Consider the following 25,361-nt stretch of genomic DNA (forward strand, 5'->3'; position numbering starts at 1 on the left):
GACAACCCGCGGCCTCAGTGGTTCATTAGTCGAGTAATGAACCAACCAACGAGGAGCGCAACCGCGTGATCGACGAGGGCAAGCCGATCTTCCTGCAGATCGCAGAGCAGATCGAGAACGACATCATCGCGGGCACGCTGGCCGAAGAGAGCCAGGTCCCGTCGACGAACGAGTTCGCCGCTTTCCACCGCATCAACCCCGCAACGGCCGGCAAGGGCGTCAACCTGCTGGTCGACGAGGGCGTCCTCTACAAGAAGAGGGGCATCGGCATGTTCGTCGCCACCGGCGCACGCGACACGCTCATCAGGAAGCGCCGCACGCAGTTCGTCGACGACTACGTGCGGCCCCTGCTCGCCGAGGCCGAGAAGCTCGGCATCGACGCCACGACGTTGAGCGGACTGATCACGGATGCCTCGGCTGAGGCATCCGATCGGAAATCCGCCGCCACCGCAGTCACCAACTAGGACTGGAAATGACCGACACCACCCCTGTGATCGAGGTCCGCGACCTCACCAAGCGCTTCGGATCGATGGCGGCGCTCGAGCAGATCAGCCTCACGATCCCCACCGACTCCATCACCGGCCTGCTCGGCCGCAACGGCGCCGGCAAGACCACGCTCATGCACGTGCTCACCGGCCAGGACTTCCCGACGAGCGGCGACGCCCGCGTCTTCGGGCAGACCCCCGCCGAGAACGCCGCCGTGCTGCAGCACATCGCCTTCATCAAAGAGAGCCAGAAGTACCCCGACGACTTCAAGCCGAAGCACGTCTTCCGCACCGCGCCGTGGTTCTTCGAGAACTGGGACGCCGACTTCGCCGCCCAGCTCGTCGACGACTTCCGGCTGCCCCTGAACCGCCGCATCAAGAAGCTCAGCCGCGGCCAGCTCAGCGCCGTCGGGGTGATCGTGGGCCTGGCATCCCGCGCGCCGCTCACCTTCTTCGACGAGCCGTATCTCGGCCTCGACGCGGTCGCGCGCCAGATCTTCTACGACCGCCTGCTCGCCGACTACGCCGAGTTCCCGCGCACGATCGTGCTCTCCACCCACCTGATCGACGAGGTCGCGAACCTGCTCGAGCACGTGGTCGTGATCGACCAGGGCCGCATCATCCTCGACGCACCCGCAGACGAGCTGCGCGGGCGCGCCGCCGGCATCGTCGGCGCCCAGGCCGACGTCGACGCGTTCGCCACACGCCACCGTCTCGAGGTGCTGCAGCGCGAGGAACTCGGCGGCACCGCCTCCGTCCTCGTCGACGGCATCGACGAGGTCGTGCGGCTCGACGCGCTGAACTCCGGCCTGCAGCTCACGCCCGTCTCGCTGCAGCAGCTGATCGTGCGCCGCACGGGCGGCACGCTGGGCGGGGCGGATGCCACCGCCGCAGCGCCCCTCGAGGGCGGCGCCACGCGCGCCGGCTTCCGCGCCCGCACGCGCAGCAGGGAAGGAGCCTCGCGATGAGCGCCATCGCCGTCGCCGAGCCGGGTGCCCGCACAGGCGGGGGCCGCACGCCGAGCGGCTTCGACCGCGTGTGGCGCGTCGTGCGCCTGCACTACGCGAACCGCATGAACGCGATCATCGTGCCGATCAACATCACCGCCTTCATCGTCGCGGTCTACCTGATCGTGCAGGGCATCATCGTGTTCGCGACGCGCGACAACGCGGACTCGGGGCAGGGCCTATCGCCCGGGCTCGTGTACTTCCTGCCGTACCAGATCGTGTTCGCCGTGCAGGCGATGAACCTCACCTTCGGCTACGCGCTCGGCCTGTCGTCGACGCGGCGGGACTTCTCACTCGGCACCTGGCTCATGTTCCTGATCCAGTCCGCGGCCTTCTCGATCGCGTTCACGCTGCTCTCCTACGCCGAGGAGTGGACCGGCGGCTGGGGCCTGCACGCCGCGATCTTCCACTCGGCGATCTACGGCACGGGCGGCTTCGGCCAGCGGCTGCTGACCTTCTTCGGCGGCATCGTGCTCTTCCAGTGCATCGGCTCGGTCTTCGGCGCGGTCTTCGTGAGGTGGCGCACCACCGGCATGTATGTGCTCGGCGGGGCGCTCGTGCTGCTGCTGCTCGGCACGATCGCGCTCATCACCTTCACCGAGTCGTGGGGTGCCGTCGGCCGCTGGTTCGTCGCGGTCGGGCCGGCCGGCTTCGCCGCCTGGCTGCTGGTGCCGGCCGCCGTGTTCGCCGTCATCGGGCACCTGGCGCTGCGCCGGGCGACCCCCAAGAGCTGAGACGAGGAACCATGTCCGCTCTCGCTGCGCCGCCGCAGGCATCCGCCCGCCCGCCGGCTCCGTTCGCGCGCATCTGGCGCGTGGTGCGCCTGCACTACGCCAGCTGGCATCTGGCGGTGCTGCTGCCGTGGCTGATCCTGATCGGCATCCTGCTGGTCAACATGGCGATCTGGTACCTGGTGCGCTACTCGACCGGGCCCGGCACGACGCTGAACACGCAGTACACGGGGTCGATCTTCTACCTCTTCATCTACCAGGCGATCGCCGGCATCCAACTCATGAGCGTCAGCTTCGCGTATGCCGTCGGGCTGTCGTCGACCCGCCGCGACTTCTTCCTCGGCACCGCGCTGTGGTTCCTGCTCCACGCGGCGCAGTTCACGGTGGGCGTCGTGGTGCTGAGCTATGTCGAGCAGTGGACGAACGGCTGGGGCGTCGACGGCCACGTCTTCCAGACGATCTATTTCGGCACGGGCCCGCTCTGGCAGCGCCTCTTCACGGTCTTCTTCGGGCTGATCGGCGTGCTGTTCCTCGGCTCGATCTTCGGAGCGGTGTTCGTCAGGTGGCGGGCCTACGGGCTGTACGCCGTCGGCGCGGTGCTCGTCCTCGCACTGGTCGGAGCCGCCGCGCTGATCGGGTTCACCGACTCGTGGGCGGCCGTCGGCGAGTGGTTCGCGGCGCACAGCACGGTCGGCGTCGTCGCCTGGTCGATTCCGCTCACCGTCGTGTGCGCGGTGATCGGATTCCTCGCGCTGCGCCGCGCCGTCCCCCGCGCTTGACCGCTTGCGCTGCTCAGATCCTCTCGGCGCTGTCCGGATCCGAGCAGCGTGAAGCGGATCCGAGCAGCGCAAAGCAAGCTCGGGACGCAGGGGGCCGGGGCACCGGCGCAACCGGGCCGCCTACTTCTTCCGCAGCGAGAGCTGCATCGTGACGGTGCCGAGCCAGCGGTCAAACTTGAAGCCGACGCGGCCCATGCGCCCGACCTCCTTGAAGCCGAGCTTCCTGTGCATCGCGATGGAGGCATCGGCACCCTGGTCGGCGATCACGGCGATGATCTCGCGGATGCCCGCCTGCCGCGCCGCCTCGATGAGGGCCTTCAGCAGCGGGGTGCCGAGTCCCTTCCCCGTGGCGGCGGGCCCGAGATAGATCGAGTTCTCGACGGTGTAGCGGTACCCGGCCTTCGACGACCACGGCGACACGAGCGTGTAGCCGAGGATCTGCCCGCTGGGGCTCTCGGCGACGAGGAACGGCATGCCCGCCTTGCGGATGTGGTCGAACTTCGTGCGCCACGCCCTCAGCGTCATCGGCTTGTCGTCGAAGGTCACCGTCGAGTTGGTGACGTAGTAGTTGTAGATCTCGCGCACGCTGGGCAGATCTTCGGCGACGGCCTCGCGGATGCTGTACGAGAACGGCGCCTCTTCGGGCGCCGGCTTCCGCAGGTGGTGCGGCAGCACACGCCGCGGTTGGTACTCCTCTTCCAGCACGGGCTAAGCCTAGAGCGACCAGTCCACGGGCTGCGCCCCCTGCTGCTCGAGCAGCGCGTTCGCCCGGCTGAACGGCCGCGAGCCGAAGAATCCGCTCGAGGCCGACAACGGCGACGGGTGCGCGCTCGCGATGATCGGGGTGTCGCCGAGCAGGGGGCGCAGCGTGCCGGCATCCCGCCCCCACAGGATCGCGACGAGCGGTCCCCCGCGCGCGACCAGCGCGCGGATCGCGTGCTCGGTCACGGCCTCCCACCCCTTGCCGCGATGCGAGGCCGGGGCGCCCGGGCGCACGGTGAGCACCCTGTTGAGCAGCATGACGCCGTGCTCGCTCCACGCCGTGAGATCGCCGTGCTCCGGCGTCGGAACGCCGAGGTCCTCGCGCAGCTCCTTGTAGATGTTCTGCAGCGAGCGCGGCACGGGCCGCACGTGCCGCTCGACGGCGAACGACAGCCCGATCGGGTGCCCCGGCGTCGGGTACGGGTCCTGGCCGACGATCAGCACGCGCACGTCGGCGAGGGGGTACGAGAACGCGCGCAGCACATTGGCGCCGGCCGGCAGGTAGCCGCGCCCCGCGGCGGTCTCGGCGCGCAGCCAGTCCCCCATCGCCGCGATCTGCGGCGCGACGGGCTCGAGGGCAGCCGCCCAGCCGGGGTCCATGGCCCCGTCGGCGGCGAGCTCGGCGAGCGACTTGCCGGGGGCCATCAGCCGTTCACGGCTCCGTCGGATGCGGCATCCGCGCTCACGCCCACCGTGACGGGCGGCAGCGCCGACCAGGGGAACGCGATCCAGGCATCCGTCTCGCGCCAGACGTAGTCGGGGCGCAGGATCGTGCGCGGCTTGACGTAGAGGCAGACCGTGCGCACCTCGGCGCCCATCTCGCCGATGAGGGCGCGCACGAGGTCGAGCGTGCGGCCCGAGTCGCTCACGTCGTCGACGAGCAGCACGCGCTTGCCCGCGAGCGAGCCGCCGTCGAGCATCGGCGGCAGCACGATCGGCTCGGGCAGCGTCTTCTCCATCTCGGTGTAGAACTCGACGTTGAGCGCGCCGCACGCCTTCACGCCCATGGCGTAGGCGATGGCGCCGGCGAGCAGCAGACCCCCGCGGGCGATCGCGATGACGACCTCGGGCTCGAATCCGGAATCGAGCACCTCTTTGCCGAGCCAGCGTGAGACGTCGCCGAACTCGGGCCAGCCGAGCACCTCGCGCCCCTGCTCGTCGAAGACCACGTCGGGGGCGTGCGGCTCGGGTGTCGTCATGACGATCACGCTACCGGCGCGCCGCGCGCATCAGAACTCGAGCGTCATCCACGGCGCGCGCTCGGCGGCGAACGCGCGCTCGAGCACCAGCGCGGCACCCGGGGTGAGCTCGGCGATGCGGCCGGCGCGCGCGAGCGTGACCGGCGCGACGCCGCCCAGGTAGATCGCGGACAGCTCGGCGATGGGCAGGGCGACGGATGCCGCACCCCGCGGCGCCTCGCCCGCGAGGGGCTGCACCCGGCCGGTGCCGTCGGGGCCCACCTCGAGCAGGAACCGCCCCGCCGCGAACCCCAGCGGGTCGTCGACCTCGAGCACGACCGCGGCCGGCGCGGCGTAGCGGCGCGCCTCGAGCGCGACGGGAAGGTCGAGGATGCGCAGCCAGAGCCGATCCGCACGCGTGCGACGGGCCGCGCGCAGGTCGCCGAGCTGCCAGTTCACGACCTCGTCGACGGGGCGATCGGCCGCGCGCACGGTGGCGACCAGATCGAGCTCGAGCAGGAAGCGCCAGAGCGCGGCGGTCGCCTCGTCGGTCGCCCCGAGCAGGGCGCGCACGGTCACGGTGTGCTTCGTGAAATCGCGGGGGTCGGGCGAGAGCGAGTAGGCGGCGAAGCCCTGCGGCACCCCGGCTGCGTCGGCGTAGCGCACCGCGCGCACCCGGGCGCGGTCGCGCCCGTAGAGCCCGATCGCGAGCCCGACCTTGAAGTCGTCGTACGCGATCGCACCCGGCTGCACCGCGCGCAGCCGGTCGATGATCGCGAGCGCCTCGGGCAGCAGGGCGGCCGGGTCGGCGAAGCGGGTGCGACCGGGCGCGTCGGGGCCCGTCCAGCGCACGCGCGCGGTCTCGATCTCGGTGGTCTCGCCGAAGGTCGCGACGCCGAAGCCGTAGCGGCCGTAGAGCGTGGCCTCGCTCGCCGTGAGACCCGCGATCGGCTGCCCGTCGGCAGCGGCGGTGCGCAGCTCGCTCTCGAGCAGGGCGCGCGCGATGCCGCGGCGGCGGTGCGTCGGGGCGACCGTCACCGAGGCGATCGACCACAGCGGCACCGCTGCGCCGCCGGGCACCGTGAGCGGCGCGACCCAGCTCTGGGTCGTGCCGACCGGCTCGTCGATCAGCCCCTGCGGGTCGTAGACGCCCGTCGTGCGCCGGCTCGGCTGATGCGCGCGCACCTCGGCGAGCCCGGCCGGGTCGTCGGCGGGGTCGTGGAATCCGCGGTTGTCGGCCTGCAGCCAGGCGTCGAACGCCGCCTGATCGGTGCGGTCGACGAGCCGCAGCTCAAGGCCGGAGCGCGCCAGCCGCTCGGCCGAGGCAGCGTCGATCGGTGCGTCTTCGAAGCTCACGGCACCACGCTAGCGGGCGCTCCGGCCCGGCGCCCCGGCCCGGCGCCCCGGCGAGGCACTAGCATCCGTCCATGACCACGACCGCGCCGGCCGCCCGCACCTCGCTCGGCGTCTCGGCCTCGCTGATCGGCTGGCTGTTCTGCGTCGAGCTGACGAGCGGCATCCTGCAGGGCTACTACGTGCCGCTCATCAGCGACATCGTGAAGCACCTCGGCATCCACGACGCCGACTACAACTGGTTCGACGCGGCCCAGCTGCTCGCCTCGGCGATCGTCGTGCCGATCCTCGCGAAGCTCGGCGACATGTACGGGCACAAGCGCGTGCTGCTCGTCGCGACCGCGCTCACCGCCGGCGCGACGTGGTGGCTCGCCTTCGCCGGCAGCTTCACGACGTACCTCATCGCGTTCGCGCTGCAGTGCTTCTACGTCGTCTGGCTGCCGCTCGAGGTCGCGCTGATCTTCGAGCGCGGTCGGCGATCGGATGCCGGGGTGTCGCAGACCCGCCGGGCGGCCGGATTCCTCGTCGTCGCACTCGAGACGGGGGCGATCGCGGGGGCGCTCCTGTCGGGCATCCTGTTCACCGCCACGGGGTCGCTGCCCGCCACGCTCGCGCTGCCCGCCGTCTGCGTCACGCTCGTCTTCTTCGCGATCCTGTTCGGGGTGCCCGAGTCCGAGCCGCTGCCCGGCCGCCGCCTCGACTCCACCGGGTTCGCCGTGCTCGCCGTCGCTCTGCTGCTCGTGACGGGCGGTCTCACGCTGATGCGGTCGCAGGGCCCCGGCAGTCTCTGGGTCTGGCTGCTCATCGCGCTCGGCGTGCTCGCCTTCGTGCCGTTCGGGCTCATCGAGCTGCGCACGGCCGACCCCGCCGTCGACCTGCGCGTCATGCGGAAGCCCGCGATGTGGCCCGTCATCACGACGGCCGGGCTCATCGGCATCAGCCTGCTCGGCGCGCAGGCGCCCCTGTCGACCTTCGCGGGCACGGACCCCGCGAACGGCTACGGGCTCGGGCTCGCGGCATCCGGCCGCTCGCTGCTCATCGGCGTGTACCTCATCTCGATGATCGTCGGCGCGCTGCTGTTCCCGCTCGTCTCGAACTGGACGACCCCGCGCTGGGCCCTCATCATCGGCGCGGCGCTCGTCGGCGTCGGCTATCTGCTGTTCCTGCCGTTCCACGCCCAGACGCTGCAGGTGCTGGTCAACATGCTGATCGCGGGGCTCGGGTCGGGGGCGCTCGTCGGCGCGCTGCCCGCCGCCGCAGCGGCAGCCGCGCCGCGCGGTCAGACCGGCGTCGCCACCGGCATGACCAACACGACGAAGACCATCGGCGGCTCGATCGCCTCGGCGGTCTTCGGCGTCGTGCTGCTCACTGCGGCCTCCGAGACGGTCACCTCGACGGCGGCGAGCCTCACGGGCTACATGGCGGTGTGGCTCATCTGCGCGCTCGGCGCCTTCGCGGCGACCGCCCTGCTGTTCTTCGTGCCGAAGGCGGCCTTCGCCGACTGAGCGGCGAGCCGTGCCGAGTTGTCCACCGCGTGGCGGCGCGCGGCGGTCGGACGACCTTCGCCTGCCCGCGGAGCGGCCGCCTTGGGCGGTCTGCGGGGCGGCCGCCTTGGGCGGTCTGCGGGGCGGCTTCAGGCGGTCTGCGGGGCCGCTTCAGGCGCAAGGCGATGCCGTGCGCCGCAGTCGTCGCCCCGGTTCGGCCCGTGGCGACACGATGTGCGGGATTCAGGACAGTTCTCACCCTTCGGCGACAGTAGAGGCAAGAATCCGCCAACCGATCCTTCATGCGACGACAAAGGATGCGCGAACGGCCCTGTGCACCGCGCACGGAATGTCGCCGCACGGGTCGATGCGGGTGTCTCCCTGCGGAACTCGCCCTTCACACACGCGTGTCATGTGCTGTTGTCCACCGATTGGGGTCGGGCGACGATCATCGCGGCGCCCGGGTCGCCAAGATCGCTGTCATGCGCCACGCCGCTGCCCTGCCTGCTGAACTCGCCAGCGCCCCGTTCGCGGTGGCGGATGCCGAACGGAACGGCGTCTCCCGCGGGCGGCTTCGCGCCAGGGATCTCAACCGTCCGTTCCGCGGGGTGCGCGTTCCCCTCGCACTACTTGCGGAATCGACGGACGAGCAGAAGTTCACCCGGCTGTGCGATGCGTTCCAGACGAAGCTTCCCGAACGATGGTTCTTCAGCAGCGTGACAGCCGCACGGATCATGGGCATTCCGGTGCCGCGCCGGTTCGAGTCGATGGAAGTGCATGTCAGCTCGCTCACACCGCACGAACGACCGAGGGGCAAGAGAGTTCGCGGGCACTCGGCCCCGGGCGCAACCATCGTGCAGTTCAACGGCCGCCCCGTGCGGGAACCGGCGCAGCTCTGGTGCGAGCTCGCGGCCGTCCTCGAGGTCGACGAATTGATTCAGGCCGGCGATCGCCTGCTGTCCGACAAGCCGTTCCGCTTGACCACGCTCACGCAGCTGGAAGCTGCGGTACGCCGCCATGGTCGCCGGCCCGGCGCCCGGAAGCTGCGCGAGGCGTGCCACAGCTGCGTGAGAACGTGTGGTCGCCGAAGGAGACGACTGTCCGCCTGACGATGCTGCGTGCTGGCATGCCAGAGCCCGAGAACAACAAGCCCATCTACGACGAGCGCGGAAGGCTGGTCGCGATCGGCGATCTGGTGCTTGAAGAGTTCATGACGGTCGTGGAGTACGAAGGCGAGCGCTGGCACGCCGACGAGCGCGCGACCATCGACATCGACCGGTTCAACGCGCTCTCTGCACTGAAGTGGACCATCGTTCGAGTCCGCAAGCATCACTCGCGTGCCGAGGTTGAGCGACTGGTCGGCAGAGCGCTGCGCGCCAACGGGTGGAACCCGGACGGCCGGGGCGAAGGCCGATAGCACGTGCGGAATCCCGACTGGCGGGCCGCCGCCGCGTGACGCACTAGTGGCCCGCCGCTGCCTGAAACCGGGTGCGGTTTCCCCTGCGCTTTTCTCGCCGGGCGACAATAGGTGCGGGATGCCTCGAGCTCCCCGCCCGCCCCGGCGACACTAGATGCGGAATCCCGACTGCGCCTAGCCGTCCGGCGACACTAGGTGCGGAATCCCAACTGCGCCTAGCTGTCCGACGACACTAGATGCGGAATCGCGACGGCGCGTCCCTCGCCCGGCGACAATGGGTGTTGGAATCCCGCACCATTCCCGCACCTAATGTCGCCGCGGGCTTCTCGAGAGAGGCTTACCCGCACCTAATGTCGCCGCGGGTTTCTCGAAAGAGGCTTACCCGCACCTAATGTCGCCGCGGGTTTCTCGAGAGAGGCTTTCCCGCACCTAATGTCGCCGCGGGAAAGCGACCGCGGGAAAGCGACCGCGGGAAAGCGCCCATGGCCGCGCCGCACCTCGCACCGCCGCGGGCTAGATCCTCGGCTCGAGCTTTCCGCGGTGCACCGCGAACTGCGCCGCCTGCGCGATGGGACGCACCACGACGAGGTCCTGGTTCACGTACCACGGCTGCTCGAGCGCCCCCACGATGACGGATGCCACGTCGTCGGCCGTGAGCGGGTGGTCGACCCCCTCGTAGACCGCGGCGGCCCGCTCGGCGTCACCGAGGCGGTTCAGCGAGAACTCCTCGGTGTGCACCATGCCGGGGGCGACCTCGATGACCCGGATCGGCTCGCCCTTGAGGTCGAGCCTGAGCGCCCCGATGAGTCCGTGCACGGCGAACTTCGCCGCGTTGTAGCCGCCGCCGCCCGCGTAGGCCTGCAGACCGGCCGTCGACGACACGGTGACGATGTCGGCCGACCCGTCGGCCCCGGCCGCCGCGCGCAGCAGCGGCAGCAGCGCCTGGGTGACGCGCGCGACGCCGACGACGTTCACCTCGAGCATCCAGCGCAGGTCGTCGATCGAGAGCGCGTCGACCGCGTCCGAGCCACGCGCGCCGCCCGCGTTGTTCACGAGCGCGTGCACGGGGCCGGTCTCGCCGAGATACGCGGCGAGGGCCGCGACATCCGCCTCGCTCGTCACATCGGCGACGAAAGTGTCGATGCCGGTTCCCGACGCGGCGAGCGCCTCGAGCCGGTCGGCCCGCCGGGCGACGCCGACGACCTTCCAGCCCCGCGCGGCGAAGGCCCGCGCCGTCGCCTCCCCGATTCCCGAACTGGCCCCTGTGACGACGACGCGCTTTACCTCGCTCATGGCTCAATTGTGGAGGCTCTGAAGCGGGCACCGTACCGTTGATGGCGATGACGGCGACGGAGACGGCAAGGCAACCGGCACCCAAGACGAAGCGCGTCCCCTTCTGGGACAACGCGCGCTGGGTGGCGGTGACCCTCGTGATCATGGGCCACGCGACGTTGAAGCTGATCTCGGCCAGCGACGTCGCCTACGCCTTCTACCTCTTCGTCTACACGTTCCAGGTGCCCGTTCTTGTCCTGGTCAGCGGCTATTTCGCGAAGGCCGACCCGCCGAACGGCCGCCAGCTGAAGCGGCTCTTGACCGATGTGGTCATTCCCTATCTGATCTTCCAGACGATCTGGATCGTCATCCAGTGGGCCGTCGAGCCGGGGCATCCGTTCAAGCTCGACTACACGAGCGCGAGGTGGACCCTGTGGTTCCTCATCGCCCTCGCGATCTGGCGCCTGGTGCTGCCCTACCTCGCGATGCTCAAGTTCCCGTTCCTCATCAGCGTGCTGGTCTCGTTCGTCTCGGGCTATGCCAGCAGCGCGGATGACACGCTGTCGCTCGCCCGCGTCGCGGCGCTGCTGCCGTTCTTCGTGCTCGGGTGGGAGCTGCGCCGCCGCAGCCACTACGCCCGCTGGTGGATCGCCGCCCGCGGCGCGGTCGTCTGGCCCGTGCGCGCGGTCGCGGCCGCGCTGCTCGTCACCGCCGGCGTCACGATGTACTTCGGCATCGACGCGTGGCGCGACCTGCTGGTGCGGCGCTTCCTGCTCTTCGACGAGGAGTACTCGAGCTTCGGCTACGACCAGTGGTGGGCCGGCTTCGTGCGCCTGCTCGTGATCGCGCTCGCCCTCGTCATGACCTGTGCCGTGCTCGTTCTCGTGCCGCGGCGGCACACCTTCTTCACCGAGTGGGGCTCGGCGACGATGTACATCTACCTGCTGCACACCTTCTTCCTCTATCCGATCCGCGAGTCGGGGTGGCTCGAGGACCACTCCAACGTGCCCGTGCTCGCCGGCATGGTCGCGCTGTCGATCGCGGTGTCTGTGCTGCTCTCGCAGCCGTTCATCCGGAAGGTGTTCCACCCGCTGGTCGAGCCGCGGGTGAAGTGGCTGTTCCACCAGCGCCGGGCTCCGGCGTAGGCATCCGCCCGCCCCGCGCGCCGCGGCTTCGTGACCCGGCATGACGGGTTGCGTGACGGCGTATGTCGTATCGATTGCGGTGCCGGATGCCTGCTCCTAGCCTCGCTTCGACACCGCGACCCATCCCCTCAGGAGCATCGATGACCGCCGACCCCACCACGTGGAAGTTCGAGACCAAGCAGATCCACTCCGGCGCTGCGCCCGACCCCACGACGAACGCGCGCGCGACGCCGATCTACCAGACCACGTCGTACGTGTTCAACGACTCGGATCACGCGAAGAACCTGTTCGCCCTCGCCGAGTTCGGCAACATCTACACGCGCATCCAGAACCCGACGCAGGCGGTCGTCGAAGAGCGCATCGCCGCGCTCGAGGGCGGCTCGGGTGCGCTGCTCGTCGCGAGCGGCCAGGCGGCCGAGACCTTCGCGGTGCTGAACATCGCCCAGGCGGGCGACCACATCGTCTCGTCGAGCTCGATCTACGGCGGCACCTACAACCTGTTCAAGTACACGCTCGCCAAGCTCGGCATCGAGACGACCTTCGTCGTCGACCAGGATGACCCAGACGAGTGGCGCCGCGCGGTGCGGCCGAACACGAAGCTGTTCTTCGCCGAGACGATCGGCAACCCGAAGATCAACGTGCTCGACATCGAGACCGTCGCGGGCATCGCGCACGCGAACGGCGTGCCGCTCATCGTCGACAACACGATCGCGACGCCCTTCCTGCTGCGCCCGATCGAGCACGGCGCCGACCTCGTGATCCACTCGGCGACGAAGTTCCTCGGTGGCCACGGCACGACGATCGGCGGGGTCATCGTCGACGGCGGCCGCTTCCCGTGGTCGCAGCACGCCGACAAGTTCCCCGGTCTCAGCGAGCCCGACGAGTCCTACCACGGCGTGCAGTACACGCAGGCGGTCGGCGACGCGCTCGCCTACATCATCAAGGCACGCGTGCAGCTGCTGCGAGATCTCGGCTCGGCGATCGCGCCGATCTCGGCGTGGCTCCTCATCCAGGGGCTCGAGACGCTCTCGCTGCGCGTCGAGCGGCACGTGCAGAACGCACAGGAGATCGCGGAGTTCCTCGAGCGCCACCCCGACGTGGCATCCGTCAACTACGCCGGCCTGCCGACCAGCCCGTGGTACGCCGCCGCGAACAAGTACACGCCGCGCGGCGCGGGAGCCGTGCTGTCGTTCGAGCTCAAGGGCGGCGTCGACGCGGGCAAGGCCTTCGTCGACAGCCTCAACCTGTTCAGCCACCTGGCGAACATCGGCGACGTGCGCTCGCTCGTCATCCACCCGGCGTCGACGACCCACTCGCAGCTCTCGCCGGAGGCGCAGCTCAACAGCGGCGTCACGCCGGGCCTCGTGCGCCTCTCGGTGGGCCTCGAGAACATCGACGACCTCAAGGCAGACCTCGAGCTCGGCCTTGCGGCGGCGCGCGAGGTCACGCTCGCCGCGCGCCGCGCGTAGGTCCCCGGCCCAGTGCGCGCCCTCGGGTCGTCACAAACGCAGCGCTTCCCCGCTCGGAAGCCGCGTTTGCGACGACCCGGCGGGCACGCCCGCCCGCGGTCGTCACAAACGCGCAGTATGACGCCGGTCGGCCCCGCGTTTGTGACGACCGGGTTCAGCGCTTTGGCAGAATCGGCTCATGGAGTGGCAGACCGCTGAAGACACGGTGCCGTCGAGTTTCATCACCGACGCGCAGATCCGTTCGCTCCTCGGCAAGCCGCCCGCCACGGGCGCCTGGCGCGAGAGCGACCCCATCGGGAACCGCCGCTTCATGGGCATCGGCCCCTTCGCCTTCGAGAGCGGGCAGTCGCTGCCGTTCGTGCGCATCGCGTACGAGACGTGGGGCGAGTTGAACGCGGATGCCTCGAATGCGGTGCTCGTCGAGCACGCGCTCACCGGCGACAGCCACGCGGTGGGCGAGGCCGGCAGCGGCCACCCCACCTCGGGGTGGTGGCAGGGCATCATCGGCCCGGGCAAGGCGATCGACACCGACCGGTGGTTCGTGGTCGTGCCGAACATGCTCGGCGGCTGCCAGGGCACCACGGGCCCGGCATCCGCCGCCCCCGACGGCGAGTCGTGGGGCGCCCGCTTCCCGTTCACGACGATCCGCGACCAGGTCGCCGCCCAGGCGGTCTTCGCCGACAGGCTCGGCATCGCGAAATGGGCGGCGGTCATCGGCGGCTCGATGGGCGGCATGAACGCCCTCGAGTGGGCGGCGAGCTACCCCGAGCGCGTCGAGCGGCTGGCCGTGATCGCCGCTCCCCCGCTGACGACGGCCGACCAGGTCGCGCTCAACTCGGTGCAGCTCGAGGCGATCCGCAGCGACCCGCTGTTCCGCGGCGGCGACTACTACGACGCGGGCGACGGCGAGGGCCCGCACCGCGGGCTCGCGCTCGCCCGCCGCATGGCGCTGCTCAACTACCGCAGCCCCGACGAGCTGAACGCCCGCTTCGCGCGCAGCTGGCAGAGCGACATCAGCCCCCTCGGCGCCGGCGGCCGCTTCGCCGTCGAGTCGTACCTCGACTTCCACGGCAACCGCTTCACGCGGCGCTTCGACGCGAACAGCTACATCACCGTCGTCGGCGCCATGAACTCGCACGACGTGGGCCGGGGCCGCGGCGGGGTGGCGGCGGCCCTCGAGCGCATCACCGCCCGAACGGTCGTCGTCGGCATCGACAGCGACCGGCTGTTCCCGGTCGAGGGCCAGCGGGTGCTCGCGGCCGGCATCCCCGGCGACATCGACGGCGGCCGCGCGGTCGTCATCCGCTCGGAGTACGGTCATGACGGGTTCCTCATCGAAGACGAGCTCATCGGCGAGCAGCTGGCCCGGCTGCTGGCGGAGTAGGAACGCGTGAACGCTCGGGTCGCACCCCCTATGAATCGCATCTCCAAAGAACGCGACCGCCTGCTCGCCGCCGCCGCCCGCGTCTACGGCGCGCTGATGACCATCACGGCGATCGTCTGCTTCGTCCTGCCGTATGCCCTGCAGCCCACCGGGCTCGAGATCACCGCCGTCGGCCTGCTGCTCGTCGCGCTCATCGGGTTCCTGTACCTGCGGGTCACGAGCGGCATCTGGTGGATCATCGGCACCGACGCCTTCGCCATTGCCGCGCTCTTCGTCGTCGGCAGCGCCGATTCGGGCACGTCGAACTCTGCGGTCGCCTACGGCCTCGGCGTGATCGCGGGCGGCTCGGTCGCGGGGGTCGGCATCATGCTCGGCACGACCGGCCCGCGCATCGTGCTCTACGGCGTGAGCCTCATCACCTCGCTGACGGCGCTCGTCGTCTTCGCCGGCCAGACGGCGTACAGGTACCACGCGATCGCGATCGGCATCGCCGGCTGGGTGTTCTGCACCGTGCTGGCGCTCTGGCTCGGCCGCATCGTGCCGCAGGCGGTGCGGCGCATCGCCAACATGAGCGACGCCTACCGCGCCGAGCGCGCGGCCAGCGAGACCGAGGCGCGCCGCCGCCAGGGCGCCCGGCTGCTGCACGACACGGTGCTCGCGACCCTCACGCTGCTCGCGCACTCGGGCGTCGGCGTCGGCGAGGCGTCGCTGCGCGAGCAGGCCGGCGAGGATGCCGCGCTGCTGCGCCAGCTGCGCATGGGGTTCACGCCGAACCCGGCCGCGAGCGGCGAGTACAAGCTGCGGCCGGTCGAGGAATCCACGCTCGGCAACACCCTCGAATCGGTGAAGCAGCGCTTCCGGCGCATGGGCCTCGAGGTGACCTGGCACGGCAAGGGCCAGGTGCTGCTGCCGAGCGACACGCTCGACGCGTTCCTGCTCGCCCTCTCCGAGAGCCTCGAGAACGTGCGCCGTCACTCGGGTGTCGGCGAGGCGCACGTGACGATCACCGACGACGATCAGAGCGTGCGCGCGATGGTCACCGATGACGGCGTCGGATTCTCCATCGACCAGATCGCGCCGGGGCGGCTCGGGTTCAGCGAGTCGATCGTGGCGCGGCTGCGCGATGTCGGCGGCGACGCCCGCCTGTTCTCCGCGCCCGGCAGCGGCACGACCGTCGTTCTGGAGGTTCCGAAGTGAGTCACCTCGCCCCGCGGCCGGCGCCGGTGGCCGAACCCGAGCCGAGCGTCGACCGGCTGGCATCCGGTCTCAACATCGCCGCCGACGTCGTGATCGGGCTGTGCTTCCTCTTCTTCCTGATCGACGTGCGCGAGGTCGCGATGCTGCCGCTCAATGTGGCGGCCTGGGTCATCCTCATCGCGGTGGTCACCCTCACCCAGCTCGGCATCAGCCGCCGGGTGCGCCTGCCCGACGGCTGGTTCACCTACGCGCGCATCGCGTTCGGGGTGGTTCTCGTGCTGGACGTCTTCGGCGTCCTGGGCGAAGTCGCGCACCGTGTCACGGGGCCGTTCCCGACCGCGGCGATGGCGACGGGCGCGGGGCTCGTGATGTTCGCGACGACCCAGCGGGGCCGCGCCATCAACATGGCGGCTGCGGCGCTCGGCATCCTGCTGCTCACCGACATCCTCTTCACCGTCAGCCCCGCGTATGCCTTCGACTACGCGCCCGGCGTCGTGTCGATCGCCATCGCGATCATTCCGCCGATCATCGCCACGGCGATCGTGCAGTCGTTCCGCCAGATGGTCGAGTTCCAGTCCGACCTATCACAGGCCAAGGGCACGACCGGCGGTACGGGCGTGAGCCTCGGCCTGAACGCCTCAGAGCAGCTGGTGCGCCTCGACGCCCAGGCCGAGAAGCTGCTCGACGACGTCGCGAGCGGCCGCACCCCGCTGCCGCTGCCCGACGCCATCGCGGAAGAGGCCTCGACGATCGCCACCCAGCTGCGCATGAACCTCGTCGCGGGCAAGAGCGAGACCTGGCTCTACCACGCGCTCACCGAGTCGAGCGTGCTCGGCTCGGTGTCGACGATCGACGACCCGGAAGGGCTCGCCGCGGGGCTCGCGCCCGACCAGCGCGACGGGTTCCTGACCGCGCTGTGGATGCTGGCGGGCGACGGCGACCGAGTCGCCCAGTCTCTGACCGTGACCGTGCGCAGGTCGAGCGGGGCAGCCGGCCAGAACCAGCGGCTCGCCATCACACTCGAGCTGATCGGTGTGCCGAAGCGGCGCATCGACCCGGCGGCATGGCAAGCTATCAGCCGGGTGGGCCGTTATACGGACTCGTTCCAGGCGCCTACTCTGAGAATCGACGTCGATTGCGCACTTGACGTGGTCGCCGATCGATGACCCCCTCGAGAGGAAGAAGAGCTGTGACAGGCCAACCCATCCGGATCGCGATCGTCGACGATCACCGCATGATCCTCGGCGCCCTGACCGAGTGGATCCGCAACGCCGCCGATGACATCGAGGTGGTCGCGGCCGTCGCCACCTGGCCCGAGCTGCTGACGAGCCCGGCGTTCCCCGTCGACGTCGTCCTGCTCGACCTCGACCTCAAAGACAACATCCCGGTCTCGGTGAAGCTCTCAGCTCTGAAGACGGCGGGGGCGCGCACCGTGCTCATGAGCGCGTACTCCGACCCCAACATCGTGCGCGAGGCCCTCGCGTCGGGTGCCAGCGGCTACGTCGTGAAGAGCGAAGACGCCGCGATGATCGCCGAGGCCATCCGCGCGGCGGTGGCCGGCGAGTCGTTCGTGTCGGCAGAGCTCGAGGTCCTGCTCAACGAGACCGAGGGCTCGAGCCCGAAGCTGTCCGCCCAGGAGCGCCGCGTCATGGCGCTGTACGGCGCGGGCGAGCCGGTCAAGTCGGTCGCCTACAAGCTCGGCATCAGCGACGAGACCGCGAAGAGCTACCTCAAGCGCATCCGCGAGAAGTACCGCCTCGCGGGCTTCGACGTCGGCACCAAGGTCGCGCTGCGCAAGCGGGCCATCGCCGACGGCATCCTGCTGCACAACGACTGAGCCTCACGCACTGGGGTACGAGTTGCCCGCCTGCTCGATGAGCGGGCCGACCCACGACGCGAGCCAGATGGCAGACGACACGATCGCCACCACATAGGCGGCGATCAGCACCCAGATCGGCGCGAGACCCCGTGGCGATGCGACCCTGCGCACGACGACGCTGCGGCCGATGACATAGACGATGTTCATCAGGAACGCCCACCCCCAGCTGAACGGGCGCTCGACCCCGATGCGCCGCAGGCGACGGGCGTCGAAGACGGCGAGCACGATCGCTGCGGCGTAGCCGCCCCACCCGACCGCAGCCGACACCCAGTAGCCGCCGCCGTAGATCGACGCCGGGTCCACCGTGACGGCCGGGCCGCCCGACTGCTGCTCTTCGCTGACGCGGCGCATGAGGTCGACGAGGCCGCTGACGTCGATGTGGACGAACCACACTGCGATTCCGCCGAGCAGCGGCAGCAGCGCGAGGATCCAGATCCACGGGCCGTAGACCGGCGCCCCCTCCGGCAGCCGCGGCCGGGTGCCGGGCGCTGCGGCGAGCGCGACGTGATCGGTCCACTGCCCGCCGTCCCAGAAGCGCTGGGCGGAGCGGTTCCACGGGTCGGGGTACCAGCCGGGAGGTGTCGCATTGGTCACCCTGGCAGGCTAGCTGGACGCCTTGCCGCGCGGCGACAGTAGACGCGGGTATGCGCGAGCGCGACCCCGGCGCGGCGACACCAGATGCAGTTACGCGCAAGCACGACCCCGGCGCGGCGACAGTAGACGGTGCAATCCCACGGGCGGAAGGGCATCTACTGTCGCCGCGCAAAGGGCTCGCGCCGCCAACCGACATCTACTGTCGCCGCGCAAACAGCTCGCGCCACGAACCGACATCTACTGTCGCCGCGCGACGAAGCGACCGTGCGCCTCGGCCGTGGGGCTGCAGATCAGCGCGGCGCGGCCATCGTGAGGTCGATCGGCCGGGTGTGCGCGCGCAGGCGCCCCGTGCGCCGCTCGATGAGGAACGACGTCGCGGCGATCACGAGGCCGAGGAAGGTGAGGCCGATGCCGATCCACACCGGCGCGCGGTAGCCGAAGCCGAGCCCGATGACGAGGCCGCCGAGGTAGGCTCCGAGCGAGTTGCCGAGGTTGAAGGCCGAGTGGTTCAGGGCGGCGGCGATCGAGTGCGCGTCGTGGGCGACATCCATCAGGCGCGATTGCACGGTCGGCCCCACGGCCGACGACGCGACGCCGACGAGGAAGACCCCGACGAACAGCAGCACGGGCGTCGCGGCGAACAGGCCGGTGAAGGCGAGCGCGATCATGACCGCGACGAATGCCGCGAGGATCGTGAGCTTGACCGAGTAGTCGCCCGCGCGCCCGCCCGCGAGGTTGCCGAAGAACATGCCGATGCCGCAGACCACGAGCACGAGCGGCACCCACGGCTGCTGCGGCAGGTGCGCCACGTCGGTCACGAGCGGGGCGACGTAGGTGTAGAGCGCGAAGAAGCCGCCGAAGCCGATCGAGCCCATGCCGAGCGCGAACCAGAGCTGGGGATGCCGGAACGCGGACAGCTCGCGCCGGAAGGTCTGCTCGGGGTTGCCCGGCTGCCACGGCACCGCGAGCGCGATCGCGAGGAAGGTGAGGGCGAACAGGGCGGCGACGAAGAGGTAGGCGATGCGCCAGCCGTAGGTCTCGCCGACCCAGGTGATGGCGGGCACGCCGATGATGTTCGCGACCGTGAGACCCGTCATGACGAAGGCGACCGCGCGCACGCGCTTCCCCGGCCCCATCAGGTCGCCGGCGACGAGCGAGGCGATGCCGAAGTATGCGCCGTGCGGCAGCCCGCACAGGAAGCGGAAGACGAGCAGCGAGCCGAAGTTCGGCGAGAGCGCCGCGGCCACGGTCGCGACGGTGAACGCGACGAGCAGCCACAGCAGGAGCTTCTTGCGCGGCAGCTTGGCCGCACTCGCGGCGATGGTCGGGGCGCCGACGACGACGCCGAGCGCGTAGGCGCTCACGATCCAGCCGGCTCGGGCGTTGGCATCCTCGTGGTTCTGCGCCCACAGGCCCGGCAGCATCGCGTGCGCGATGTCGGGAAGCAGCCCCATCGCGACGAACTCGGTCGAGCCGATCGCGAAACCGCCGAGGGCGAGCGCGACGAGGGCGAAGCGGATGCGGGCGGGCGACAGCGTCCCCGACCCGGCGGCGGCGTCTGGCATGCGGTCGATTCTACGCGAGAGTCGAAACGATTCGACCGGCGGCGTCAGCCGACGGCGACCGACGACACTGCGCCGCTGACGTACACGGGGGACGCGGTGGCGGTGAGCTTCACGACGCCGTTCTGGGGTGCCATCACCGTGCGGCCGCCGAGGTCGCCGGTGACGGTCACCGGCTTGTCGGTCGTGAGCGTGATCGGGGTCGAGGTGGTCGCCCAGATCACGCGGGTGGGCGCCGCGTCCGTGCCGAACTCGTACGAGTAGACCGGCTTCGCCGTGTCGTCCTTCTTGACGAGCGGCTTGCCGCCGAGCTGCCGCCCGAACTCGAGCAGCGCGTATGCCGACGGCTTCGGCACGATCTGGTTGGCGCTGGTGACCGAGAACAGGCCCATCTGGCCCTCCCCTGGCCAGACCCCGGGGCCGATCTTGTCGTCGATGAGGTCGTACCAGACGTAGCGCTGCACGCCGGCGGCATACGCCATCGTGATGCCCCGCACGAGCAGGTCGCCCTGGTCGCGCTTCCCGGGGCTCGGCCACCCGCCCTCGGTGACCCAGAGGGGAATGTCCTTGCCGGCCTTCTGCCGGATCATCGCCTCGGTCGCGGGGAACGCGGTGTCGTAGTAGGTCTCGGGCGGAAGCAGGGCGTTGTACGGGTGCGTGCTGATGACGTCGAGGTACTGGCCGCCGCCGAGCTCGAGCAGGTGCCCGATCCAGGCGTCGTCCTCTTTCGCGGTGACCGCGCCGACGACCAGCACCTTCGGGTCGGCCGCCTTCACCGCCTGATAGGTCGCCTTGAGCATGGGCAGGTAGCACTCGGGCGTGAGGCCGCAGGCGCTGTCGTTGAGCGGCGCGTTGTTGAACTCGTTCATGACCTCGATGGCCGCCGGGTGGAACTTCTTCACGACGGCGGCCGCGTAGGCGGCGAAGGCGGCGATGCCTTCGCTCGAGCTCGGGACCTTCCCGCCGTCGTACAGCTTGTTGCCGTAGTCGATGATCGGCAGCAGCTGACCGCCGGACTTGTGCACGTCGTCGGCGAGCTTCGTGTATGCGGCAGGGAAGACATAGTGGCCCTTGGTCTTCTCGACCTGTGACCACAGCATGTCGTAGCGCACCATCGAGGCGCCGACGTCCTTCTGATATCTCACGATGTCGCCGTTGCGCGCCGAGCCGGGGTGCGCGGCCACCCCGAGGTTCGACACGAGCGCCGGCTGCCCGGAGGCGACGCGGTCGACCACCATGATGGTCGTGGCGAGCTTGGTGGGGCCCGCGGTCGCCGACACCGTGTAGTAGCCGGGCGCGGGGAACGAGAGGTACGCCGCACCCGCCTTGACCGGCGCGCTGCCCTGGCCGACCACGGTGCCGTCGACGTTCTTGATCGAGTAGGCGACGGAGGCGGCGGAGGTCGCGACGCAGAGCTTCGGCGACGGCAGCTGGATGACCGGCGAGCCGACGAAACGAGCCGCGTCGGTCGTGGCGGGCTCGCCGCAGGGCTGGGGCGTGGGCGTGGGCGTCGAGGTCGCGGTGTGCGAGCTCGACGCAGCATCCGTCTTGTCCCCGTGGGTGGCGACCGCCCCCACGACAACGACCGCGACGACGACGAGCAGCGCCGTGCCCCCGATGATCCGGTTGCGCCGCCCGCTGAACAGTCTCTTGACGAATGCGAGATTCACCGGAACACCGTAACCGCTCCGCACCGCGGGTTCCGCCCACGGCGGCCGGATAGGGGGCTCTCGCGGGTCTTCGCCGGCGCGATTCCGGGCCCGGGCGGCGCCCCCGTTCGGGTCGCATCTTCACTTCCCGTTCACCTCTGCGTTGAGTGAAGTATTTGCGAATGACATCATCAAAGTTGTATGACGACAAGAAACGCCACAGACGCGCCCCCGTCTGCCCCGCTCGGGCGGCCGCTGCGTCTCGCGCGCCCGGCGCCCATGGCGGCCACGGTGCAGCGCGCGCGGGCCGCTCGCAGCACCGCGTGGCAGGCCGCGCTCGCGCGCCGCTTCGTCGTCACCGACCTGCTCGCGATCATCGTGGCCTGCACCTTCGCCCAGACCGTGTGGATCCGTGACGCGAACCGCTCCGTCGCCGACGTCTCCGGCTCTCTGAAATGGCTGCCGTACAGCGCCGTCACGGTCACCTTCATCGTCGCCTGGTTCCTTCTGCTGACCTTCGGCTCGACGCGCGACCGCACCATCATCGGCTCAGGCAACGTGGAGTACCGGCGCATCGTGCACGCCACGATCGCCCTGTTCGGCACGGGCGCGGCGGTCGCCTATCTGGTGCAGGCCCAGCTCGGCCGCGGCTACTTCCTCACGATCGTGCCCGTCGGCCTGGTGCTCCTCGTCGGCTCGCGCTACGGCTGGCGCCTCTGGGTGCGCAGCCGGCGCCGCGTCGGCGAATTCGTGTCGCGCACCGTCGTGCTCGGCCACAGCGACACCGCTGAGCACTTTGCGAAGGCGATGGTGCGCAACAACGAGTCGGGGCTGCAGCTGGTCGGTGCGGTTCTCGTCGGAAGCCGGCGCAGGAACAACGAGATGCTGCTGCCCGACGTGCCCGTGCTCGACGACGCCGACGGCGTTCTGACGGCCATCGCCGACGCCCAGGCCGAGGTTCTCGTCGTCGCCGACTCGCACAGCCTGTCGCCCAAGGAGTTCCGCAGGCTCGGGTGGGAACTCGAGGACCTGGGTGTGAACCTCGTCGTGGCGTCATCGATCACCGACATCGCGGGCCCCCGCCTGCACGCGCGCCCCGTCGCGGGCCTTCCGCTGATCTACATCGACTTCCCGAGCCTCGCACCGTGGAACACCGCCCTGAAGCGCGCGTTCGACATCGTGGCATCCCTCGCCGCCCTCATCATCGGCTCTCCGGTGTTCCTCGCGGTGGCCGTCGCGATCGCGCTGACCAGCCGGGGCCCGGTGTTCTACACGCAGGAACGCATCGGCCGCGGCGGCAAGCCGTTCCGCATGCTCAAGTTCCGCTCGATGATCCCGGGCGCCGACGAGCAGCTGCAGTCGCTGCTCGACCTGCAGGGCACGACGGACCAGCCGCTGTTCAAGGTCAACGACGACCCGCGCATCACCCCCGTCGGCCGGTTCATCCGCAAGCACTCCCTCGACGAGCTGCCGCAGCTGCTCAACGTCCTCATCGGCGACATGAGCCTGGTCGGGCCGCGCCCGCAGGTCGCCAAAGAGGTCGAGCTGTACGACGACGACGCGCACCGCCGCCACCGCATGAAGCCGGGAATGAGCGGGCTGTGGCAGATCAACGGCCGCTCGCGCCTGACCTGGGACGACGCGCTGCGCTTCGATCTCTACTACGTCGAGAACTGGTCGTTCATGGGCGACATCGCCATCCTCTGGCGCACCGTGAAAGTCGTCGCGTTCGGCGACGGCGCGGCATGACCGGGCTCATCGCCCACGAGTGGATCGAGCGCACCGGCGGTTCTGAGAACGTGTTCGAGGCGATCGCCGCGCTCTACCCCGACGCCGATCTCATCACGTCGTGGAACAACGCGCCCGAGCGCTTCCCCGACCGGCGCGTGCGCGAGCTCTGGCTTGCCCGCTCGCCGCTGCGCGACCGGAAGGCGGCCTCGGTGCCGGCGCTGGCGGCCGCGTGGCGCACGGCGGTCCCCCGCGACGAGCCGTACGACTGGGTGATCGCGAGCTCCCACATGTTCGCGCACCAGATCCGCCCGCGCGGCCGCAGCGCGGGGGTTCCGAAACTCGCCTACGTGCACACCCCGGCGCGCTACGTCTGGGCGCACGAGCTCGATCGGCGCGGTTCGGGCGCACTGGCGCGCGCGGCGGCAGGCATCCTGCGCCCGATCGATCGCCGGCGGGCCGGCGAGCTCACGGCCGTCGCCGCGAACAGCGCATACGTTCGCGACCGGATTCGGCGCAGCTGGGGCCTCGACGCGGCGGTGCTCCACCCGCCGGTCGATGTCGAGACGATTCAGGGGGTGGCCGACTGGCGCGAGCGTCTCAGCCCCGCCGAGACCGCGATCGTCGAGGCGCTGCCCGAGCGCTTCGTGCTCGGCGCCTCGCGCCTCATCCCCTACAAGCGGCTCGACCTCGTGGTCGCCGCTGCGGCCCGCGCCGGGCTCCCCGCGGTGATCGCCGGCAGCGGCCCCGAGCGCGAGGCCCTCGCCGCGCAGGCCGCGGCGCAGCGCGAGCCCGTCGTGTTCGTCGACGCCCCGTCGACGGCATTGCTCTACGCCCTCTATCAACTCGCGGCCGTCTATGTGTTCCCCGCCGTCGAGGACTTCGGCATCATGCCGATCGAGGCGATCGCCGCGGGCACGCCGGTCGTCGCGATCGCCGAGGGCGGCTCGCTCGAGACCGTGCGCAGCGGCGTCACGGGCGCCCACTTCCGCGACCCGGCACCCGAGGCCGTCGCCGACGCGATCGCCGCAGCGCTCGCACTTCCGCCCTTCGACGCGACCGCCGAGGCGGCCCGGTTCTCGCGCGCGCGCTTCGCCGAGGCGTTCACCGCCTGGGCCGCCCCGCACCTGCCAGAGACGCAGCGGGCGGCGCGGTGACCCGCGTCGTCTTCGTCGACCACTCGGGCGCACTCGGCGGTGGCCAGCTCGGGCTCGCGCGCTATCTCGAGCACCCGAGCGAGCTGGAGCGCTCGTCGGTTCTGCTCGAGAACGGGCCCCTGGTGGCGCGACTCGAGCAGGCAGGCATCCGCACCACTGTGATCGCCGGCCGCGCAGGCAAATGGGGCGCGCTCGGGAAGGTGCGCGCCCTGCGGCGCGCGCTGCGCGAGCTTGCTCCCGACATCGTCGTGGCGAACAGCACGCGCTGCATCTACCTGCTCGCCGCCGCGCGGTTCCGCGGGCCGGCCTGGGTCGCGTACGTGCGCGAGGACGTGTCGGCGCACTCGCTGGGCGCGCTCAAGCGCGCCCTGCTCCACCGGGTCGCGCTGCCACGATTCGACGGAGTGATCGCGAACAGCGCGTTCACGCTGAGCGGGCTCAGCGAGCCGATCAGGCGACGGATGCCGCACGCCGTCGCCTACCCCGTGAGCGGTATCTCGGCGCCGATCTCGGCACCGCACCGCGCCGCGGCCGACGGCCCCCTGCGCGTGCTCTCGCTCAGCAGGCTCTACCCGTGGAAGGGCGTGCACGTGCTCATCGCGGCGGCGCGGCTGCTCGCGCAGGGCGGGCATGCGGATGCCTTCGAGTTCACGATCGCGGGCGACGCGGTCTTCGGCGACGACGGCTACGCCGAGGGGCTGCGCCGACGCGCAGCGGAGTCAGGGGCGGCCATCTCGTTCGTGGGGCACGTCGCCGATGTCGAGGCGCTGCTGGCCGAAAGCGATGTGCTCGCGCTGTGCTCGATCACGCCCGAGGCCTTCGGCCAGGTCGTGCCCCAGGCAATGGCGCACGGCCTCGTCGTGGTCGCCCCCGATCAGGGCGGACCGGCAGAGATCATCGCCGGCGGCGAGACAGGGGTGCTCGTGCCGCCGGGAGACGCCGAGGCTCTCGCGGCGAAGCTGCTGCGTCTCGCAAACGATGCGGGACGGCGCGCGGCATTGGGCGAACGTGCTCGGGCGCGGGCCGCCGAATTCGCCGACGAGCGGACCGTGACTGGATTGGAGGATGCGCTTGCCACCACCGCCCGGCTCAGGTGACCCCACGATTCCTGAAGGTATGCTCAAGAAGT

Annotated in this window: 24 protein-coding genes; 16 read left to right on the top strand and 8 right to left on the bottom strand. The window is 70.5% G+C overall.

The window, feature by feature from the left end; genetic code table 11:
* The first annotated feature begins 65 nt into the window (after positions 1-65).
* The 4 genes from ABD716_RS05010 to ABD716_RS05025 are packed head-to-tail and all read left to right on the top strand — an operon-like array spanning position 66 to position 3,002.
* Positions 66-464, top strand: coding sequence for a GntR family transcriptional regulator (locus tag ABD716_RS05010; RefSeq protein WP_344774448.1), 399 nt, complete (start codon positions 66-68; stop codon positions 462-464).
* A gap of 8 nt (positions 465-472) precedes the next feature.
* A complete protein-coding gene (locus ABD716_RS05015; protein ID WP_344774450.1) occupies positions 473-1,453 on the top strand; it encodes an ABC transporter ATP-binding protein in 981 nt (326 codons plus the stop codon).
* Positions 1,450-2,226 (top strand): hypothetical protein, encoded by a 777-nt coding sequence (locus ABD716_RS05020; protein ID WP_344774452.1) that lies wholly within the window; start codon positions 1,450-1,452, stop codon positions 2,224-2,226. The genes ABD716_RS05015 and ABD716_RS05020 overlap by 4 nt, the downstream gene beginning before the upstream one ends.
* An 11-nt stretch (positions 2,227-2,237) precedes the next feature.
* Positions 2,238-3,002, top strand: coding sequence for a hypothetical protein (locus ABD716_RS05025; RefSeq protein WP_344774454.1), 765 nt, complete (start codon positions 2,238-2,240; stop codon positions 3,000-3,002).
* Positions 3,003-3,122: 120 nt separating this feature from the next.
* Here ABD716_RS05025 and ABD716_RS05030 read toward each other — a convergent pair whose 3' ends face one another.
* From ABD716_RS05030 to ABD716_RS05045, 4 genes are read right to left on the bottom strand one after another with little or no spacing between them, the layout of a single operon-like run.
* Complete coding sequence (locus tag ABD716_RS05030) at positions 3,123-3,707, bottom strand: GNAT family N-acetyltransferase (RefSeq protein WP_344774456.1); 585 nt, start codon at positions 3,705-3,707, stop codon at positions 3,123-3,125.
* 9 nt (positions 3,708-3,716) lie between these two features.
* The gene (locus tag ABD716_RS05035) at positions 3,717-4,409 is read right to left on the bottom strand and encodes a uracil-DNA glycosylase (RefSeq protein WP_344774458.1); all 693 of its coding nucleotides are present in this window, start codon (positions 4,407-4,409) and stop codon (positions 3,717-3,719) included.
* Positions 4,409-4,963, bottom strand: coding sequence for a phosphoribosyltransferase (locus ABD716_RS05040; protein WP_344774460.1), 555 nt, complete (start codon positions 4,961-4,963; stop codon positions 4,409-4,411). Before ABD716_RS05040 ends, ABD716_RS05035 begins: the two co-directional genes overlap by 1 nt.
* 30 nt (positions 4,964-4,993) lie before the next feature.
* Complete coding sequence (locus ABD716_RS05045) at positions 4,994-6,298, bottom strand: GNAT family N-acetyltransferase (RefSeq protein ID WP_344774462.1); 1,305 nt, start codon at positions 6,296-6,298, stop codon at positions 4,994-4,996.
* Between the two features lie 71 nt (positions 6,299-6,369).
* Between ABD716_RS05045 and ABD716_RS05050 the strand changes: the two genes are divergently transcribed.
* The 3 genes from ABD716_RS05050 to ABD716_RS05060 all read left to right on the top strand — a co-directional run bounded on the left by ABD716_RS05050 (position 6,370) and on the right by ABD716_RS05060 (position 9,196).
* The gene (locus tag ABD716_RS05050; RefSeq protein ID WP_344774464.1) at positions 6,370-7,800 is read left to right on the top strand and encodes an MFS transporter; all 1,431 of its coding nucleotides are present in this window, start codon (positions 6,370-6,372) and stop codon (positions 7,798-7,800) included.
* Between the two features lie 410 nt (positions 7,801-8,210).
* The gene (locus ABD716_RS05055; protein WP_344774466.1) at positions 8,211-8,888 is read left to right on the top strand and encodes a hypothetical protein; all 678 of its coding nucleotides are present in this window, start codon (positions 8,211-8,213) and stop codon (positions 8,886-8,888) included.
* A gap of 17 nt (positions 8,889-8,905) precedes the next feature.
* Positions 8,906-9,196, top strand: a complete 291-nt coding sequence (locus ABD716_RS05060) for a hypothetical protein (RefSeq protein ID WP_344774468.1) — start codon at positions 8,906-8,908, stop codon at positions 9,194-9,196.
* 513 nt (positions 9,197-9,709) lie between these two features.
* Here ABD716_RS05060 and ABD716_RS05065 read toward each other — a convergent pair.
* Positions 9,710-10,489: an SDR family oxidoreductase gene (locus ABD716_RS05065; RefSeq protein WP_344774470.1), complete on the bottom strand. Its 780-nt coding sequence runs from the start codon at positions 10,487-10,489 to the stop codon at positions 9,710-9,712.
* Between the two features lie 47 nt (positions 10,490-10,536).
* Here ABD716_RS05065 and ABD716_RS05070 point away from each other — a divergent pair, with 47 nt between their 5' ends.
* From ABD716_RS05070 to ABD716_RS05095, 6 genes are all read left to right on the top strand, one after another.
* Positions 10,537-11,613, top strand: a complete 1,077-nt coding sequence (locus ABD716_RS05070) for an acyltransferase family protein (protein WP_344774472.1) — start codon at positions 10,537-10,539, stop codon at positions 11,611-11,613.
* 140 nt (positions 11,614-11,753) lie between these two features.
* Positions 11,754-13,082, top strand: a complete 1,329-nt coding sequence (locus ABD716_RS05075; protein WP_344774474.1) for a bifunctional o-acetylhomoserine/o-acetylserine sulfhydrylase — start codon at positions 11,754-11,756, stop codon at positions 13,080-13,082.
* A gap of 178 nt (positions 13,083-13,260) precedes the next feature.
* Positions 13,261-14,466: a homoserine O-acetyltransferase MetX gene (gene metX / locus ABD716_RS05080; protein ID WP_344774476.1), complete on the top strand. Its 1,206-nt coding sequence runs from the start codon at positions 13,261-13,263 to the stop codon at positions 14,464-14,466.
* Positions 14,467-14,496: 30 nt separating this feature from the next.
* Positions 14,497-15,663, top strand: coding sequence for an ATP-binding protein (locus ABD716_RS05085; RefSeq protein WP_344774478.1), 1,167 nt, complete (start codon positions 14,497-14,499; stop codon positions 15,661-15,663).
* Positions 15,660-16,829, top strand: a complete 1,170-nt coding sequence (locus tag ABD716_RS05090) for a hypothetical protein (RefSeq protein ID WP_344774479.1) — start codon at positions 15,660-15,662, stop codon at positions 16,827-16,829. The genes ABD716_RS05085 and ABD716_RS05090 overlap by 4 nt, the downstream gene beginning before the upstream one ends.
* Positions 16,826-17,500 (top strand): response regulator, encoded by a 675-nt coding sequence (locus ABD716_RS05095; RefSeq protein ID WP_425553384.1) that lies wholly within the window; start codon positions 16,826-16,828, stop codon positions 17,498-17,500. The genes ABD716_RS05090 and ABD716_RS05095 overlap by 4 nt, the downstream gene beginning before the upstream one ends.
* Positions 17,501-17,503: 3 nt before the next feature.
* On the opposite strand, the gene ABD716_RS05100 is transcribed toward ABD716_RS05095, so the two are convergent.
* From ABD716_RS05100 to ABD716_RS05110, 3 genes are all read right to left on the bottom strand, one after another.
* Positions 17,504-18,136, bottom strand: a complete 633-nt coding sequence (locus tag ABD716_RS05100) for a DUF2510 domain-containing protein (RefSeq protein ID WP_344774481.1) — start codon at positions 18,134-18,136, stop codon at positions 17,504-17,506.
* A gap of 290 nt (positions 18,137-18,426) precedes the next feature.
* The gene (locus ABD716_RS05105; RefSeq protein WP_344774483.1) at positions 18,427-19,701 is read right to left on the bottom strand and encodes an MFS transporter; all 1,275 of its coding nucleotides are present in this window, start codon (positions 19,699-19,701) and stop codon (positions 18,427-18,429) included.
* Between the two features lie 44 nt (positions 19,702-19,745).
* A complete protein-coding gene (locus ABD716_RS05110; RefSeq protein ID WP_344774485.1) occupies positions 19,746-21,368 on the bottom strand; it encodes a hypothetical protein in 1,623 nt (540 codons plus the stop codon).
* A 180-nt stretch (positions 21,369-21,548) separates the two neighbouring features.
* Between ABD716_RS05110 and ABD716_RS05115 the strand changes: the two genes are divergently transcribed.
* Genes ABD716_RS05115 through ABD716_RS05125 form a run of 3 tightly spaced genes read left to right on the top strand, consistent with a single transcriptional unit; the run spans position 21,549 to position 25,329 of the window.
* The gene (locus ABD716_RS05115) at positions 21,549-23,096 is read left to right on the top strand and encodes a sugar transferase (protein WP_344774487.1); all 1,548 of its coding nucleotides are present in this window, start codon (positions 21,549-21,551) and stop codon (positions 23,094-23,096) included.
* A complete protein-coding gene (locus ABD716_RS05120; protein WP_344774489.1) occupies positions 23,093-24,232 on the top strand; it encodes a glycosyltransferase in 1,140 nt (379 codons plus the stop codon). The genes ABD716_RS05115 and ABD716_RS05120 overlap by 4 nt, the downstream gene beginning before the upstream one ends.
* Positions 24,229-25,329, top strand: a complete 1,101-nt coding sequence (locus tag ABD716_RS05125) for a glycosyltransferase family 4 protein (RefSeq protein ID WP_344774491.1) — start codon at positions 24,229-24,231, stop codon at positions 25,327-25,329. Before ABD716_RS05120 ends, ABD716_RS05125 begins: the two co-directional genes overlap by 4 nt.
* Positions 25,330-25,361 lie beyond the last annotated feature (32 nt).

It is taken from the genome of Gryllotalpicola kribbensis (assembly GCF_039538245.1).
In the GTDB taxonomy this organism is placed as follows: Bacteria; Actinomycetota; Actinomycetes; order Actinomycetales; family Microbacteriaceae; genus Gryllotalpicola; species Gryllotalpicola kribbensis.